This is a genomic window from Caulobacter sp. GW821-FHT10C03 (assembly GCF_059415485.1).
In genome coordinates this window covers 235,334-249,869 of record NZ_JBWKNI010000002.1, presented here as the reverse complement: position 1 = coordinate 249,869, position 14,536 = coordinate 235,334, and the positions used below count along the sequence as shown (strand labels likewise).

18 protein-coding genes are annotated in these 14,536 nt (G+C 70.0%); 12 read left to right on the top strand and 6 right to left on the bottom strand.

All coding sequences use genetic code 11. From position 1 onward, the window contains the following. Positions 1 to 53 precede the first annotated feature (53 nt). Positions 54 to 887, bottom strand: coding sequence for a metallophosphoesterase family protein (locus AC07NG_RS03245; protein WP_494592162.1), 834 nt, complete (start codon positions 885 to 887; stop codon positions 54 to 56). After that, positions 884 to 1,741 carry a diacylglycerol/lipid kinase family protein gene (locus AC07NG_RS03240; RefSeq protein WP_494592160.1) on the bottom strand — a complete coding sequence of 286 codons (858 nt, stop codon included), beginning with the start codon at positions 1,739 to 1,741 and terminating at the stop codon, positions 884 to 886. Before AC07NG_RS03240 ends, AC07NG_RS03245 begins: the two co-directional genes overlap by 4 nt. Positions 1,742 to 1,919: 178 nt before the next feature. Here AC07NG_RS03240 and AC07NG_RS03235 point away from each other — a divergent pair, with 178 nt between their 5' ends. The 4 genes from AC07NG_RS03235 (at position 1,920) to AC07NG_RS03220 (ending at position 3,625) form a co-directional block, all read left to right on the top strand. Continuing rightward, entirely contained in the window at positions 1,920 to 2,261 is a 342-nt protein-coding gene (locus AC07NG_RS03235; protein ID WP_110133347.1) for a YMGG-like glycine zipper-containing protein, read from the top strand. A gap of 96 nt (positions 2,262 to 2,357) precedes the next feature. Next, positions 2,358 to 2,822 (top strand): OmpA family protein, encoded by a 465-nt coding sequence (locus AC07NG_RS03230; protein WP_487288872.1) that lies wholly within the window; start codon positions 2,358 to 2,360, stop codon positions 2,820 to 2,822. 309 nt (positions 2,823 to 3,131) lie between these two features. Continuing rightward, complete coding sequence (locus AC07NG_RS03225; protein WP_494592158.1) at positions 3,132 to 3,338, top strand: hypothetical protein; 207 nt, start codon at positions 3,132 to 3,134, stop codon at positions 3,336 to 3,338. Between the two features lie 14 nt (positions 3,339 to 3,352). Further along, a complete protein-coding gene (locus AC07NG_RS03220) occupies positions 3,353 to 3,625 on the top strand; it encodes a hypothetical protein (RefSeq protein WP_110118971.1) in 273 nt (90 codons plus the stop codon). A 76-nt stretch (positions 3,626 to 3,701) separates the two neighbouring features. Here AC07NG_RS03220 and phyR read toward each other — a convergent pair whose 3' ends face one another. Beyond that, positions 3,702 to 4,493, bottom strand: a complete 792-nt coding sequence (gene phyR / locus AC07NG_RS03215; RefSeq protein WP_110118972.1) for an anti-anti sigma factor/receiver protein PhyR — start codon at positions 4,491 to 4,493, stop codon at positions 3,702 to 3,704. A gap of 231 nt (positions 4,494 to 4,724) precedes the next feature. Between phyR and nepR the strand changes: the two genes are divergently transcribed. The 5 genes from nepR (at position 4,725) to AC07NG_RS03190 (ending at position 8,755) form a co-directional block, all read left to right on the top strand. Beyond that, positions 4,725 to 4,910 (top strand): anti-sigma T factor NepR, encoded by a 186-nt coding sequence (gene nepR / locus AC07NG_RS03210; RefSeq protein ID WP_110118974.1) that lies wholly within the window; start codon positions 4,725 to 4,727, stop codon positions 4,908 to 4,910. A 2-nt stretch (positions 4,911 to 4,912) separates the two neighbouring features. Next, entirely contained in the window at positions 4,913 to 5,518 is a 606-nt protein-coding gene (locus AC07NG_RS03205; RefSeq protein ID WP_110118973.1) for a sigma-70 family RNA polymerase sigma factor, read from the top strand. Next, positions 5,515 to 7,230 (top strand): sensor histidine kinase PhyK, encoded by a 1,716-nt coding sequence (gene phyK / locus AC07NG_RS03200; RefSeq protein WP_492854167.1) that lies wholly within the window; start codon positions 5,515 to 5,517, stop codon positions 7,228 to 7,230. The genes AC07NG_RS03205 and phyK overlap by 4 nt, the downstream gene beginning before the upstream one ends. Positions 7,231 to 7,301: 71 nt before the next feature. Then, complete coding sequence (locus AC07NG_RS03195; RefSeq protein ID WP_110120447.1) at positions 7,302 to 7,439, top strand: entericidin A/B family lipoprotein; 138 nt, start codon at positions 7,302 to 7,304, stop codon at positions 7,437 to 7,439. A gap of 248 nt (positions 7,440 to 7,687) precedes the next feature. Next, complete coding sequence (locus tag AC07NG_RS03190; protein ID WP_494592154.1) at positions 7,688 to 8,755, top strand: hypothetical protein; 1,068 nt, start codon at positions 7,688 to 7,690, stop codon at positions 8,753 to 8,755. 15 nt (positions 8,756 to 8,770) lie between these two features. Here AC07NG_RS03190 and AC07NG_RS03185 read toward each other — a convergent pair whose 3' ends face one another. From AC07NG_RS03185 to chpT, 3 genes are all read right to left on the bottom strand, one after another. Beyond that, positions 8,771 to 9,601 (bottom strand): CheR family methyltransferase, encoded by an 831-nt coding sequence (locus AC07NG_RS03185; RefSeq protein ID WP_492854165.1) that lies wholly within the window; start codon positions 9,599 to 9,601, stop codon positions 8,771 to 8,773. Further along, positions 9,598 to 9,975 carry a response regulator gene (locus tag AC07NG_RS03180; protein WP_487288865.1) on the bottom strand — a complete coding sequence of 126 codons (378 nt, stop codon included), beginning with the start codon at positions 9,973 to 9,975 and terminating at the stop codon, positions 9,598 to 9,600. Before AC07NG_RS03180 ends, AC07NG_RS03185 begins: the two co-directional genes overlap by 4 nt. 136 nt (positions 9,976 to 10,111) lie before the next feature. Further along, positions 10,112 to 10,795 carry a histidine phosphotransferase ChpT gene (gene chpT, locus AC07NG_RS03175; protein WP_487288864.1) on the bottom strand — a complete coding sequence of 228 codons (684 nt, stop codon included), beginning with the start codon at positions 10,793 to 10,795 and terminating at the stop codon, positions 10,112 to 10,114. Positions 10,796 to 10,921: 126 nt separating this feature from the next. Between chpT and AC07NG_RS03170 the strand changes: the two genes are divergently transcribed. The 3 genes from AC07NG_RS03170 (at position 10,922) to AC07NG_RS03160 (ending at position 14,442) form a co-directional block, all read left to right on the top strand. Further along, positions 10,922 to 11,113 carry a DUF3553 domain-containing protein gene (locus AC07NG_RS03170; protein ID WP_110120443.1) on the top strand — a complete coding sequence of 64 codons (192 nt, stop codon included), beginning with the start codon at positions 10,922 to 10,924 and terminating at the stop codon, positions 11,111 to 11,113. Beyond that, positions 11,110 to 11,889: a 3'(2'),5'-bisphosphate nucleotidase CysQ gene (cysQ, locus tag AC07NG_RS03165; RefSeq protein ID WP_492854164.1), complete on the top strand. Its 780-nt coding sequence runs from the start codon at positions 11,110 to 11,112 to the stop codon at positions 11,887 to 11,889. Before AC07NG_RS03170 ends, cysQ begins: the two co-directional genes overlap by 4 nt. Positions 11,890 to 12,066: 177 nt before the next feature. Beyond that, entirely contained in the window at positions 12,067 to 14,442 is a 2,376-nt protein-coding gene (locus AC07NG_RS03160; protein WP_494592150.1) for a TonB-dependent receptor, read from the top strand. The last annotated feature ends 94 nt before the right edge of the window (positions 14,443 to 14,536 follow it).

Here is a 14,536-nt window from a genome sequence, read left to right as displayed (position 1 = left end):
TCGAGGGCCGACCTCGAGAAGGGCGGGATCGCAAGGTCCCGCCCTTCTTGCGTTCAGGGGGTTTTGCAGTTGGGCCGACGGTTGACCGCCCAGGTGCGCCAGACCACGAAGCCGGTGCGCTCGAAGGCCATGGCGGTGATCCGTATCTCGGTCTCGTCGGCCTCGATGATGTTGAAGCTGGGCGGCACGCCGCGCTCGCGCACCGACAGCGTGCCCGAGCCCACCGCCTGGGTGCAGCCGCCGGCATAGGGATAGGCGTGCACGAACGGGACGTGGATATGCCCGGTCAAAACGAGATCCGCCCCGGCCTCGGCGAAGGCCAGGGCCGCGACCTCGCCGCCGCGCACCTTGGCGGTCATCGGCCCGCCCATCATCTCGATCAGCGGATGGTGGCAGACCACCACCTTCAGGCGGCCAAGCGGCTCGGCCTGCAGGCGACGGGTCACCGCCCTGGTCTGCGAGCGCGACACCGCTCCCTTCGACCAGTTCCAGCGGATCTGGGCGCCGCGCGCCGAATTGAGCGTGAACACCGCCGCCCGCTCGTCGCGGAAGGAAAGACCATCTGCGTCGCCGAACCGCGCCTCGTAGCGCCGCCAGGGCGTCGCCAGCCGCTCCAGGATCTCGATCGGCCCCTTGAACGGGGTGTCGTGATTGCCCGGGGCCAGCAGCTGCGGCCGGGGCAGGCGCGCGAACCAGGCGCGGGCGGCGTCGAACTCGACCTGGGCGCCGTCCTTGGTCAGGTCGCCGGCGCCGATCACCAGGTCGGGCCTGGCCGCATGGATGCACTCGACCGCCGCCTCGACGGCCTGCGGGTGCTCACCGCCGAAGTGGACGTCGGAGACCTGGACCATCTTGAAGACGGGTCCCGGCGAGGCGGACGCGCTCACGGCGCGTCGTCCTTCAGGGCCAGGGCGCGGAAGGCCTTGGGGCGGAAACGGATCGAGACGTGATCGTCCAGCCGCACCGGCTCGCCGTCGAGGATGGCGGGGATTCGCCCGCCGGCCCAGGCCCGGCCGATCCGGCAGCGCTGGACGCTGACCGCCGGGTCGTTGCGCCAGTCGCCGGTCACCGTCTTCACGCCCAGGCGGAAGATGTCGAGGGCGTTGGTCGGGTCGAGGGCCGCGGCCTCCAGAGCCCGCTCGTCGGCGTCCATGCCGCTGGAGACCAGGGGGCACATCAGGGTCAGGGCCTCGGCCTTCTCCTTGGGCCGGCCGTCCAGCACGTAGCGCAGGCGGCTGGAGAAGGCGCGGCGCAGGGCCCGCTGGGCGCGCATGATCGCAAGGTCCGCCCGACCCTGGCGCGCGGCCTCGCGCGCCTCGGCCCACAGGGCGGGACTGCCGAGGATGGCGGCGACGAAGAACAGGCGGCCGGCCACCTCGCCGCCAGAGATCATCTTTTCCTCGCCGTGGGTCAGGCAGGCCTTCAGGGCCTGGGGCCAGGCGCGCTCGCCATAGAGGGCGCGGGGCAGCATGTTCATGGTGCCGCCGGGCAGGGGCGCGATCAGCGGCCCGTCGGGACCGGCCATCTCGGCCGCCGCCCGGGCGGTGCCGTCGCCGGCCAGCACGAACAGCACGTCGGGCTTGCGGGCCAGGGCTTCGCTCAGGCACGGCTCCAGCTCGCCGCCGGCCGGCGCATGGACCCTGGCGTCAACGCCGTGCTCGGCCAGAATGGCTTCGGCCTGGGCGGGTCCGTCCCGTCCGACCGATCCCGAGGCGCTGTTGGCGACCAGTTCGACGCGCATGGAGGCTCCCGACGGCGCGGTCCCGAACGGCCGCCGTCCGGAGCTAACGGCGGCGCTTGGCCAGGGTTCCCCCGGAGTTCCCCCAGAGTTCCCAAGCCGACCGTCGAGCGGCGCGCCGGAACTTCCGGTGGTGGTGCTCCGTTTGACTGGCCGGGACACGCTCGAACGGAGAGCCACGATGAAAACCACAATGATCGCCCTGGTCGGCGTCGGCCTGCTCGCCAGCGCCTGCACCGCCACCGGCAACACCGAACGCAACGCCGCCGGCGGCGCGGCCCTCGGCGCCCTCGCCGGCGCCGTGATCGGCAACAATGTCGGCGCGGGCGACGCAGGCACGGGCGCGGCCATCGGCGCGGCCATCGGCGGCACCGCGGGCGCCGTGAAGGGCTGTCGCGAAGACGGCGGCTGCGGCGCCACCAACGTCAATCGTCGCCAGTACTATGACGAGCGCGCCGGACGGTATTACTACTACGACTCGCGCAGCGGTCGTTATTTCTGGGAAGACGGCAGCCCCCGCTGAGGCGGCGTCGTCCAACAGGGTTTCGAAGGCGGTCGACGCGCGTCGGCCGCCTTTGGCATGTTCGCGATCGGCGGGTTTCACGAAGAGGGGCTACGCATGAACAAGGCTGGCGTCTGGATCGCGGCTGCGGCGATCGGAGCAACGATGACGGGGTGCGCCACCGGGCCCTGGCCCAAGTCGCGATCGCAGATAGAGGCCTTGCCGGCCGCCTGTGACGACTTCTCGGTGTCGATCTATTTCGACCGCGACTCCGCGGCGATCACGCGCGAGGCCCGGCAGGTGCTGCGCGGCGCGGCCGACCTGGCTAAGGGCTGCACGGCCAAGAACGTCCACGTGGTGGGCCTGGCCGACGCGGTCGGCGCGCCCGACGCCAATCTGGCCCTGTCGCAACGCCGCGCCAGCGAGGTCACCGCCGCCCTGGCCAAGGTCGGCTTCCGCCAGGTGTCGTTCGAGGTCTCGGCCGCCGGTGACGCGGGCGCGATCACCCGTGACGGCGAGGCCCGGCCCCTGCGCCGCCGCGCCGACGTGCGGATCGATCTCGAGGCGCCGCCCAAGCGCTGATCCCTGGTCCATCGGACCGCGCATGAAGAAAGGCGGGCCGGTGGTCCGGTCCGCCTGAGGCATGACAGAAAAGGGGGGTGCGGAGGCGACAGGCTGGCTTTCACCAGCCTCAAGTCGGGGGGGCGTCGCCGCCTCCGCAAAGAGTAAACGACCTCCCCCAGGCGGCGTTCCCAACAATCCGAAATATTTTTCGCCTCCTCGGCGAGCGGATATTCCGCCCTCTCGACAAGCGTCTCGGCTGGAACATGGCTGTGTGCGGAACGTTGTTTCTTCGACCCGCGACATCGCGGGCGAATGGGGAGCGACGTGATGATCCGCGCCTATGAAGCCGCGCATGGCGGACTGGTCTTCGAAACCCAGCGTCGACGCAAGCAGGCCCGGAGTTCGCGGCTGCTCGCCCTGGCGACGGTGCTGGGCATGGCGCTGGCGGTCGGCACCGTCCAGCATTTCGCCACCGCCTGGCTCGACGCCGACCACGCCGCCTCGAAAGGCGCGGCCTGGACCGTCGCGAATTAAGTCAGGAGGTCCCCATGGCGACCGACATCAATACCGAACACAGCCCCACCCTGAAGGCCACCCGCGCCCGCCAGGGCCGCTGGGGGCGCCACATCTTCTGGGTGCTGGTGATCTCGACCGTGCTGGCGGCCATCGCCCTGTTCGGGGCCTGGGGCATGCGCTCGGGCGACTTGGCCTCGGTCCAGCACAACACCGGCGCCGACACCCCGGCCGAAGCCGCCCAGGGCACGACCGTGCAGACCGCGCCCAAGCAGACCCCGGGCGAGAAGACCGCGCCCGCCCACTAAGGTCTTCGCGTTTTCGACAAAGAAAAAGGCCCCGGCGATCGCTCGCCGGGGCCTTCGTCTTTTTCAGCCTCGCGCGTCAGGCCGCCTGGCGGGTCCGGCGCGGATGGAAGAACAGCGCCTGGCCGATGGCGGCCTTCACCGTCTCCGGCTGGAACGGCTTGGTGATCAGGAAGGTCGGCTCCGGACGCTCGCCGGTCAGCAGGCGTTCGGGGAAGGCGGTGATGAAGATCACCGGCACGTCGAGGCGGGCCAGGATGTCCTTCACCGCGTCGATGCCCGACGAGCCGTCGGCCAGCTGGATGTCGGCCAGAACGAGGCCCGGGGTCTTGCGGGCGACGGCGTCGACCGCTTCGCCACGGGTGGCGGCGATGTCGATCACGTCGTGACCCAGCTCGCGCACCAGCGCCTCGATGTCGGCGGCGATGACGGGCTCGTCCTCGATGATCAGCACCTCGGTGGCCAGTTCGGCGTCGATCTCGCTCTGGGCGTCGGCGATCAGCCGCTCGACCTCGCCGAAGTCGCAGTCGAGGATCTGGGCGGCCTCGGTCGGCGTGAAGCCTTCCAGGGCCGTCAGCAGGAACGCCTGGCGCGACCGCGGGGCGATACGCAGCAGGCGCTGCGAGGCGTCGTCGGAGAGGTCGTCGCGACGCGCTTCAAGCTGGGCGCCCGAGGACAGCCAGATGGCGTGGAAGACGCGATAGAGCGCCACGCGCGGCGACAGCGCGGCATCGAGCGAGCGTTCGCCGGCGGCCAGGGCCTCCAGCGCGACGCGGACATAGTGATCACCGGTGGTCTGATCCCCGGTCAGCGCGCGGGCGTAACGGCGAACGTAGGGCAGGTGCGGCGCCAGTCGGGCAAGAAGACTCATGACCCCTCCCGTAGAGTGTCTTCGAAACAAAAAAGGTCGTCCATCACGGCAAAGCTATGCCGTTCGATCGGGAGCATAACGTGCCCTGCGCGACGACGGTTCCGCAGCAACTCGATTTTTGGCACTCTACGCTCAAGCTTATGGAACCCGATGCGGAATCTGGCGTTGACCTCCAGCATTTATAAATTCGGCCGCAGGGGGCGGACGCTGCGCACAACCGGCGTCGAGGACATGATCGAACACGTACCCATGGAAGATCAACGCAAGGGATCCGCCTCGCTCGACGAGGCGCGGCTTCGTCAGCAGGCCATCGGCGTCAAGCTTCGCCAGATGTTCGACGAGGTGGTCAACGAGCCCATCCCGGACGAATTCCTCGACATTCTGCGCAAGGCTGAAAAGCCTTCGGGAGAGCGTTGAGCATGAGCGAAGCGCAAGTCGGCCGGTCGCCCATCGATCCGGTCCGTGACGAGACCTTCAAGAAAGAGCTCGTCACCCTCATCCCGCATCTGCGGGCCTTCGCGCGCACCCTCACCGGTGATCCGACGGCCGCGGACGACCTGGCGCAGGACGCCATGATGAAGGCCTGGGACGCCCGGGCCAGCTTCCAGTTGGGCACCAACATGAAGGCCTGGACCTTTATGATCCTGCGCAACCAGTTCTATTCGGAGAAGCGTCGCTCCTGGCGTCAGAGCCAGCTCGACCAGGAGGCCGCCGAGCGGACTCTGGTGGCGGTCGACGATCCGGAAGCGCCGGTGGCGCTGGACGAGCTGCGCATGAGCCTGGCCATGCTGCCGCCGGAACAGCGCGAAGCCCTGATCCTGGTCGGGGCCGGCGGCTTCGCCTACGAGGAAGCGGCCGACATCTGCGGATGCGCGGTCGGCACGGTGAAGAGCCGGGTCAGCCGGGCCCGTCGGGCCCTGCAGGCCATCCTCGAGTCGGGCGGCTATGAGCGTGACGGCGCCGCCGCCGGCGACGCGATGCACGCCATCCTGGCCGATGCGGAGCGTTTGAGCACCCAGCGGTGAAGCGCGTGTACGGCCGCGCGGCGGAGGTCGTCGGCACCATCCGGGTCCGCCTGCTGCTGACCCTGACGCTGGCGCTGCTGCCGGTGCTGCTGATCGGCGCGCTGCAGTCGGCCCTCGTGTTCAAGCACGAGGGCGACGCCCGGCGGCAGAGCCTCGAGCTCGCCGCCGGCCGCAGCGCCGCTATCGCCCGCGCCCGCATCGAGGCGGCCGGCGTGCTGCTCCAGACCCTGGGTCCCGGCTCGGTGGGCCTGGAATGCGCGCGCCGGCTCGACGCGGTGAAGGCCCGCCTGCCCGGCTACGCCAACCTGATCCGCTTCGACGCCTATGGCCGCGTGGCCTGCGCGGCGGGCACCACGCCGCGCGATCCCGAGCGCGCCCATCGCCCCTGGTTCCTCGACCTGGCCGCCGGCGCCCACCTGGCCGTCGCCCCGACGCCGGGCGCGATCTATTCGGGCGAGCCTTCGGTGCTGACCGCCGTCCGCGCCGAGGACTCGTCCGGCGTGTTCGACGGGGCCATGGCCGCGGTGCTGACCCTGTCGAGCCTCAAGCCCGAGACCGCCAACCGCTTCCTGCCCGACGGCGCCGAGATCGGCCTGGCGGACTCGCGCGGCCAGGTGTTCTCGGCGACCACGCCCGGCGCCTTTGGCGAGGCGCGGCCGGGCCTGCGCGACGAGATCGACCAGGGCCGCACGGTGCTGTGGTCGGGCAAGGACGCCCAGGGGCGCCGCCGGCTGTTCTCGGCCGCCTCGCTGGTCGAGGACGACGTCTTCGTGATCCTGTCGGCGCCGGCCCCCGGCATCGTCTCGTGGGCTTCGCTGAACCCGATCTCCAGCATGCTGCTGCCGCTGCTGGCCTTCGCCCTGGCCCTGCTGGCGGTGTTCTGGGCCACCGAGCGCGAGGTGATCCGCTGGATCGTCTATCTGCGCCGGGTGGCGGCGATCTACGCCAAAGGACGCTTCACCGTGCGCCCGGTGCAGGCCTCCGAGCGAGCCCCGCCGGAGATCCGCGAACTGGCCAAGACGCTGGACGACATGGCCGTCGGCATCGTCCAGCGCGACGCCTCGCTGCGCGACAGCCTGGCGGAGAAGGACTCGCTGATGCGCGAGATCCACCACCGCGTGAAGAACAACCTGCAGATCATCACCTCGCTGCTCAACATGCAGCAGCGGGCGCTGACCGACCCGGCGGCGCGCACGGCGATGAACGACACCCGCCAGCGGATCACCGCCCTGGCCCAGATCTATCGCGCCCTCTACCAGGGCCCTGACCTCAAGCGGGTCGACCTGCGGCCGTTCCTGGAGGAGCTGACCGCCCTGCTGCTGGCCGGCGACATCAACGGTCCCGGCGCGGTGCGCACCGAGGTCCACGCCGACCCGCTGGTCATCGACCCCGACCGCCTGGCGCCGCTGGCCCTGTTCGCGGTCGAGGCCATCACCAACGCCCAGAAGCACGCCCTGGCCGAACGCGGCGGCGCGCTGACGGTGGACTTCTTCGTGCGCGGCGAGGAGGCCGAACTGGCCATCGGCGACGACGGTCCCGGCGCCCCGTCCGGACCCGGCGAGGGGGTCGGCCGCACCCTGATGACCGCCTTCGCCCGCCAGCTGCGCGGCACGGTGAAGTTCGACGTCAGCCCGATGGGCGGACTCCTTGTGCGGCTTGTGTTCCCGACGCCCCAGGCCCTGCCGGCGCCCCAGCATCAGGCCGGAACCTAGACCGCGCGGCCACGTTTGCTCTGGGCGATCCATCATCCGCCCACGAGGGCGAAAAGCGGAGAACCTCCCCCATGCGCAAGCTGATCATTTTCGCCGCCCTGGCGGCCAGCCTGACCGTCGCCGCCTGCAACACCGTCGAAGGCGCCGGCAAGGACGTCTCGTCGGCCGGCAAGGCCGTCACCGACACCGCCCGCGACGCCAAGAACTGATCCCGTCGCCTCGACTGAATGCGAGGGGCCCGTCTCAACCCTGAGGCGGGCCCCTTTCCATTCGGATCGCCACGTTACGCAGATGACGTCCAGAAACGGGCGCGGCGCTCGCCCGCGCATCAAACTTTGCAATACCGACACAAAAGGCCCGGATTTTCTGTCTTCGGGGAGATAACCAGGCCAAGTCCGCAAGCCACGCTGTTGGCATGTCGGTTCCGTTCGCTTCCCTCGATTCAGCGCTTCCCCCCGTGTTCGTGCACAGCGGCTGGCGCTGCTCGAGCACCTACATCTGGAGCCGGTTCCGCGCCCTGGCCGGCGTGCGGGCCTATTACGAGCCCTGGCACGAACACCTCGAGACGATGACCCACGAGATCATCGCCCGCGAGACGCCCGAGCACACGCGGCTGCGCCATCCGGGCGGCGACCGCCCCTATCTCGCGGAGTTCTCCGACCTGATCACCGCCGAAGGCGGCGTGGCCGGCTATCACGAGCGCTTCGCCCTCGACGGCTATCGCCTGGCGGCCGAGCAGGACGATCCCGAGCAGCAGGCCTATGTCGCCGGCCTCGTCGATCACGCCCAGGCTCAGGGCGAAGTCCCCGTGCTGGCCTGCTGCCGCACCCTGGGCAAGATCGAGTGGCTGCGGCGCCGGTTCGGCGGCTTCCACATCGTGCTGATCCGCGACCCGCTGCAGCAGTGGCTGTCGTTCTACTCCCTGCGCAAGCGCCCCCGGCCGACTTATTTCGAGATCTGCCAGTACGTGCTGATGGCGGAGTTCGCCGAGGCCGACAGCCTGCGCGGCGACCTGAAGGTGCCGGATTCGCGCGGCCACGGCTTCGCCGGACGGCTGGCGGCGGTGCGGCGGCGGCTGAAGCGCGCGCCGGCCAAGGTGTCGTTCGCCGCCTTCCTGTCGATCTACATCCTGTCCTACCTGCAGGCGCTGCCGGAAGCCGACCTCGTCATCGACGTCGACCGCCTGGGCCGCGACGCCGACTACCGCGCCGCCGTCTCGCGGGCGATCGAGGCCGGCTGCGGCCTGTCGCTCGACTTCTCCGACTGCCGCACGCCCGAGCCGCGCGAAACCGCCCCGCCCGTTCGCTACCGGCAGATGTCGCGGCGTGTGGTCGAGAGGCTGGACACGCGCGGCGCCCTGGCCGCGCCCGGCGCCACGGCCCTGCTGTTCGGCAAGCTGGCGCGCGCCATGGTCGATGCGCCGGAACCGCCGCCGTCGGCGTGGCGGACGCTGGTGTCGTGGCTGCGCGGTCAACGCGACGGCATGGCCCAGGCGGTTACGCGGCCGGCGCCCCGCCTGAGCTGAGACTTTAGCTGAACGTCACGCCGCGACGGCGCGGTAGGCGGGATCGCGGGCGAACACGCCGGGACGGCCGGCCACCGGATGCAGGGCCTCGGTCACGCCGGCAAGGCTCTCGGCCTCACCCAGCACCAGCAGCCCGTCCTCGGTGAGGCGCGCGGCGAGGTTCTCGATCAGGCGGGCGCGCACCGACGGGTCCAGGCCCGGCAGCACGTTGCGCAGCATGACGAGGTCGAAGGCGCCCATGCCCGACAGGTCGGACATCAGGTTGATGCGCCGCCAGCGCACGGCCTGGCGGATGCGGGGCGAGATCGCCCAGGTCTCGTCGTGGTTCTCGAAATGCTTGATCAGCAGCCGGATCGGCAGGCCGCGCTGCACCTCGAACTGGGTGTAGAGCCCGCTCTGGGCCTTCTCCAGGCAACGCTCGGAAAGATCCGAGGCGAAGAACTCGAAACGCACGCCCTGTTCGAGATTGCGCGCCTCGTCGGCGGCGATGGCCAGGGAATAGATCTCCTGACCGGTCGAGCAGGCCGCGCTCCAGATCCGCACCGAACCGTCCTTGCGACGGCGCGACAGTTCCGGCAGCGCCGTGTCGCGCAGGAAGGCGAAGGTGGCGCGGTCGCGGAAGAAGGCGGTGTCGTTGACGGTCAGGGCCTCGACCACCGCCCAGATCAGCCGCTCCTCGCGCTTGGCGCGCAGGGCCGCCACCAGGGCCTCGATCGAGGGGTAGCCTTCACGGCGCGCCAGCGGCGCCAGGCGGCTTTCGACCACGTAGTGCTTGTCGGTCTCGACCTTCAGGCCGGCGCGGGTGCGGCCCAGGGCCGCCAACAGGTCCATGTCCTCGGGGGTCATAGCAGGCCCGCCTCGGCGAACTTGGCGGCGATGATCTCGCCGTCGAAGGGCTTCATGATGTATTCGTCGGCGCCGTGATCGAGGGCCAGGCGGATGTTCTCGACCTTGTTCTCGACGGTGCAGAACACCACCACCGGCGCGTCGCCGCCCGGTTCCTCGCGCAGGCGCTGCAGGAATTCCAGGCCGTTCATCACCGGCATGTTCCAGTCGAGCAGGACGGCGTCGGGCATGGCCGCGCGACACCAGGCCAACGCCTCCATGCCGTCGGCGGCCTCGGCGATGTCGAAGCCGATGTCTTCCAACGCACGGCGGGCGACCTTGCGGATCACCCGGCTGTCGTCGACGACGAGGCAGGTCTTCACGGCACGCTCCAAATCGGAGAGCGCGTCAGGCGAAAGTGTGCGCGGTTTCGCCGCCAGACGCGCTCCAAATCCTAGACGATCAGGATTGGCCGATCCGGGTTAAGGAGCGGTGACGGCGCCGAAAAACGTACGGTTCAGTCGGCCGATCTCAGTCGGCGGGGGTCCAGGCGGCGATGCTGACGCGCTCCTCGGCGATCTCGACGCCGAGCTGGCCGCCGGCGGCGCGGACCACCGCGTAGAGATAGGCCGCCTGCACCCAGGGACCGCCCAGGCCTTCGCCCAGCGGCTCGCCCTTCAGGCCGGCCAACACCTCGGGGCGCAGGCGGGCGCGAGGGCCGACGGCGTCGGCGGTGATCGCGGTGCGGCCGTCGGCGACGACGGCGCGCAGCGTGGCCACGCCGCCGGCCGGCAGGGCGCTGGCGGCGATCTGGGCGATGTTGAGCAGGGCGCGCGAGGCGGCCTTGTTCAGCGACTGCGGCGCTATGTCCCAGGTCAGGTTGGGGCGCACGTGGGCGAAGACGCCCTGCTGGGCCAGCTTTTCCAGTTCGCGGGAGTCGAAGCTCTCGGCCGAGGCCGAGGCGCCGAAGGCCACGCGGGTGAACTGCAGCAGGTCGGCCAGCTTGCGGGCCGAACTGGTGATCAGGCTCATGGCGTCGTCGCGCATGTCCTGGGCGCTGGGGTCCTCCAGCAGGTCGAGACCCGAGACGATGGCGCTGGCCGGGCTGATGAAGTCATGACACAGGCGCGCGGCCACCAGGGCGGCGAAATCCGGGCCGTTGACGTCAAGCGTGGCGGCGGGCGCGGGCGAGGCGGTGGCTTCGGTGTCGGTCATGGCGCGATCTTTGGCGTGATTTGGGACTTTGGCAAACGGGACCGCCAGGCCGCAACGACGACTTTTAGGGCGTCTGGACGCCTAAAACCGCTCCCGCTTTGCGCCGCCAGCCTCTATCAGGTGCGTGTGATGGATCCCTTTCTCGAACCCGGCGCCCTGGTGCGCCATCCCGGCCAGCCCGACTGGGGCCTTGGCCAGGTGCAGTCCGTGACCGGCCATCGCGTCACCGTGAATTTCGAAGAGGCCGGCAAGCAGACGATCGACGCCCGCGTCGTGACCCTGGATTTCGTCGGCGACGACCCCCGAGGACAAGCATGAGCTCCGCCCCCATTCCGGCGAACATCGGCCGCGACCTGGCCCGCATCGTCGAGGCTGCCGCCGAGGTGATCCTGCCGTTCTGGCGGACCGAGCTGGACGTGGTGCGCAAGGCCGACGAGAGCCCGGTGACCGAGGCCGACCGCGCCGGCGAGAAGGTGATCCTGGCCCTGCTGGCCCAGCAGTTCCCCGACATCCCCGCCATCTCCGAGGAGCACGCCTGCGAGTACGGCACGCCCGACCAGATCGGTCCGCGCTTCTTTCTGGTCGACCCGGTGGACGGCACCAAGGCCTTCGTCCGCGGCGACCCCAACTTCACCGTCAACATCGGCCTGATCGACCAGGGTGTTCCCGTCGCCGGCGCCGTTTGCGCCCCGGCCACCGGCGAGGTCTGGTTCACGGCCGACGGCGGGGTGCTCAAGCGCGAGGGCGCGGACGGCGCCGAGACGCCGGTGCGGGCCCGCGCCTGGCCGCAGGGCGAGGCCCTGGCCCTGGTCAGCCACACCATGAAGGAAGACAAGGCCACGGCCCTGGCCGACCAGTACGGCTTCAGCCTGCGCGCCCCGATGGACTCGTCGATCAAGCTGGCCCGCATCGCCGAGGGCGCGGCCGACATCTATCCGCGCCATGGCCCGACCATGGAGTGGGACACCGCGGCCGGCCACGCCCTGATCGTCGCCGCCGGCGGCCGCTTCACCACCCCCGAGGGCGAGCCTTTCCTTTATGGCAAGGCCGACCAGGGCTTCCGCAACGGCTGGTTCGTGGCCCGCGGCGCCTGATACCAAGGCGAAACGTTGCAATATGGTCACGGTCGCCGCACGCAGCGGCGACCGGGCTCATCCTGCGACTGATTATTATTGCACCCCAGCAAAGGCATAACTAATAACGCCTCGCAATTTCAGGACAGGGGCCGCGGATCCTTCCCTCCGCGACCCGAGCTGGGGTCTCACTAAAAGATGCAAAAGCCTTCCTCGCCCGCCGCCGCCGGCGTTCGCAGCCACGCCCGCCGCGCCCTGGGCGCCGCCGCCGTCGCCGGTGTCGCCGGTCTGGCCATGGCGCCCGCCGCCTTCGCCGCCGACGCGGTGGACGCGGCCCCGGTCGCCACCGCCCCGGCCTCGGCCCCCGCGCCGAGCGCGGCCGACGTGCAGGAAGTGTCCGGCATCGCCGTCGACGCCCGCAAGGCCACCGACATGCAGTCGGGCAAGTACACCGCCCCGCTGGTCGACACCCCGCGCTCGATCACGGTGATCTCGTCGCAGATCATCGAACAGACCGCCTCGACCTCGCTGCAGGACATCCTGCGCACCTCGCCGGGCATCACCTTCGGCGCCGGCGAAGGCGGCCAGCCCCTGGCCGACCGTCCGTTCATCCGCGGCCAGGCCTCGGGCAACAACATCTTCGTCGACGGCATCCGCGACAGCGGCGGCCAGTCGCGCGAAGTCTTCGCGCTGGAGCAGGTCGAAGTCGTCAAGGGCGCGGACTCGGCCTACGGCGGCCGCGGTTCGGGCGGCGGCAGCATCAACCTGTCGACCAAGACCCCCAAGGCCCAGGACTTCGTCCGCGGCGGCCTGGCGGCCGGCACCGACAACTATTTCCGCGGCACGGTCGACGCCAACTATGCGTTCGCCGAGAACGCCGCCTTCCGCCTCAACCTGATGGGCACGCAGGGCGACACGCCCGGCCGTGACAGCGTCGACTTCAAGCGCTGGGGCATCGCCCCGTCGCTGGCCTTCGGCATCGGCACGCCCACCCAGGCGACGCTGACCTACTACCACCTCGACACCGACCAGGACCCCGACTACGGCATCCCGCTGGCCAGCAAGCGCACCTGGGGCGTGGCGGGCACCGACAGCCGCACCCGTCCGGCCAACGGCATTCTCGACGTCTCGCGCGACGCCTATTACGGCCTCGACCGCGACTTCCAGAAGACCAGCGCCGACATCGGCACCTTCATCATCAAGCACGAGATCAACGACAACCTGACGGTCCGTCAGGCCGTGCGCATCGGCCAGTCGGTCAACGACTACCTGGTCACCAACCCGGGCGACGGCGGCGCGGCCCAGTTCGTCGCCGGCGAATGGTGGATGAAGCGGGGCACCAAGTCGCGCTGGAACGAGACCACCACGGTCGCCTCGGTCACCGACCTGAGCGGCAAGTTCGACCTCGGCTCGCTGAAGAACAGCTTCAACATCGGCCTGGAAGTGTCGCGCGAGGTGAACGACAACGCCTCGTACGTGATCTACACCACCAAGGGCTCGACCTGCCCGACCGGCTTCACCAACAACGTCACCACGGCCGGCGTCGGCGACTGCACCCGTCTCTACGCCCCCAACCCGTCGGACGCCTGGGAAGGGATCATCACCCGCGGCCCGTCCTCGCGCTCGGTGACCAAGACCACCGCGCTCTACGGCTTCGACACCGTCAACCTGACCGACAAGCTGCTGCTGAACCTCGGCCTGCGCTACGACGAGTACGAGACCGACGGCTACAACGCCACGGCCACCTCCTCGAGCGGCGTGATCACGGCCGTCACCTACACCAGCCTCGCCGCCGCCAAGTGGGACTTCGTCAACTACCAGGTCGGCCTGGTCTACAAGCCCACCCCGAGCAGCAGCGTCTACGCCTCCTACGCCACGTCCTCGACCCCGCCGACCATCTCGGGCGGCGACCAGAACACCGCCTCGGGCTCGGGCACCGGCAACCTGGCCAACGAACTGCTTGATCCCGAAGAGTCCACCAACGTCGAACTCGGCGCCAAGTGGAACCTGTTCGGCGACCAGCTGGCCCTGTCGGGCGCGATCTTCCGCACCGAGCGCAAGAACGCCCAGATCCTGGTCGACGCCACGACCAGCACCTACGAGCAGGCCGGCAAGACCCGCGTGCAGGGCGTCGAGCTGGGCGCTTCGGGCAAGGTGACGCCGAAGTGGCAGGTGTTCGCCGGCTACACCTACATGGACAGCGAGCTGGTCCGCGGCGCCATCACCAGCGTCAACATCGGCGATCCGCTGGCCAACACGCCCAAGCACTCCTACAGCTTGTTCACGACCTACCGCGTCCTGCCGCAGATCTCGATCGGCGGCGGCGTCTACGGCGCCTCCAAGAGCTTCGGCGGCAACCAGGGCGGCGCGGGCGGCGGCGCCACCGGCGTCTTCGCCCCGGCCTACACCCGCTACGACGCTTTCGCGTCGTGGAAGGTCAATGACAAGGTCGACCTGCAGCTCAACGTCCAGAACCTCAGCGACGAGCGCTACATCCTGCGCACCAACGGCGTGCACCACGCCGACCCGGCGCCGGCCCGCCAGGCCCTGCTGACCCTGAACGTCCGTTACTGATCCTTCTCGCCTTCACCGGCGAAAAGCGCATGAACCCCGCCCGGAGCGATCCGGGCGGGGTTTTTCGTTGAGCACGCGGAACGGGGTCAGGAAA

Bases quoted from the DNA above. Each gene is read 5' to 3' on its own strand.
- chpT (WP_487288864.1), bottom strand. From the start codon at position 10,795: ATGACCGACACCGAAGCCACCGCCTCGCCCGCGCCCGCCGCCACGCTT.
- AC07NG_RS03205 (WP_110118973.1), top strand. From the start codon at position 4,913: ATGAGCGAAGCGCAAGTCGGCCGGTCGCCCATCGATCCGGTCCGTGAC.
- AC07NG_RS03160 (WP_494592150.1), top strand. From the start codon at position 12,067: ATGCAAAAGCCTTCCTCGCCCGCCGCCGCCGGCGTTCGCAGCCACGCC.
- cysQ (WP_492854164.1), top strand. From the start codon at position 11,110: ATGAGCTCCGCCCCCATTCCGGCGAACATCGGCCGCGACCTGGCCCGC.
- AC07NG_RS03235 (WP_110133347.1), top strand. From the start codon at position 1,920: ATGAAAACCACAATGATCGCCCTGGTCGGCGTCGGCCTGCTCGCCAGC.
- phyR (WP_110118972.1), bottom strand. From the start codon at position 4,493: ATGAGTCTTCTTGCCCGACTGGCGCCGCACCTGCCCTACGTTCGCCGT.
- AC07NG_RS03240 (WP_494592160.1), bottom strand. From the start codon at position 1,741: ATGCGCGTCGAACTGGTCGCCAACAGCGCCTCGGGATCGGTCGGACGG.
- AC07NG_RS03185 (WP_492854165.1), bottom strand. From the start codon at position 9,601: ATGACCCCCGAGGACATGGACCTGTTGGCGGCCCTGGGCCGCACCCGC.
- AC07NG_RS03220 (WP_110118971.1), top strand. From the start codon at position 3,353: ATGGCGACCGACATCAATACCGAACACAGCCCCACCCTGAAGGCCACC.
- AC07NG_RS03225 (WP_494592158.1), top strand. From the start codon at position 3,132: ATGATCCGCGCCTATGAAGCCGCGCATGGCGGACTGGTCTTCGAAACC.
- AC07NG_RS03230 (WP_487288872.1), top strand. From the start codon at position 2,358: ATGAACAAGGCTGGCGTCTGGATCGCGGCTGCGGCGATCGGAGCAACG.
- AC07NG_RS03195 (WP_110120447.1), top strand. From the start codon at position 7,302: ATGCGCAAGCTGATCATTTTCGCCGCCCTGGCGGCCAGCCTGACCGTC.
- nepR (WP_110118974.1), top strand. From the start codon at position 4,725: ATGATCGAACACGTACCCATGGAAGATCAACGCAAGGGATCCGCCTCG.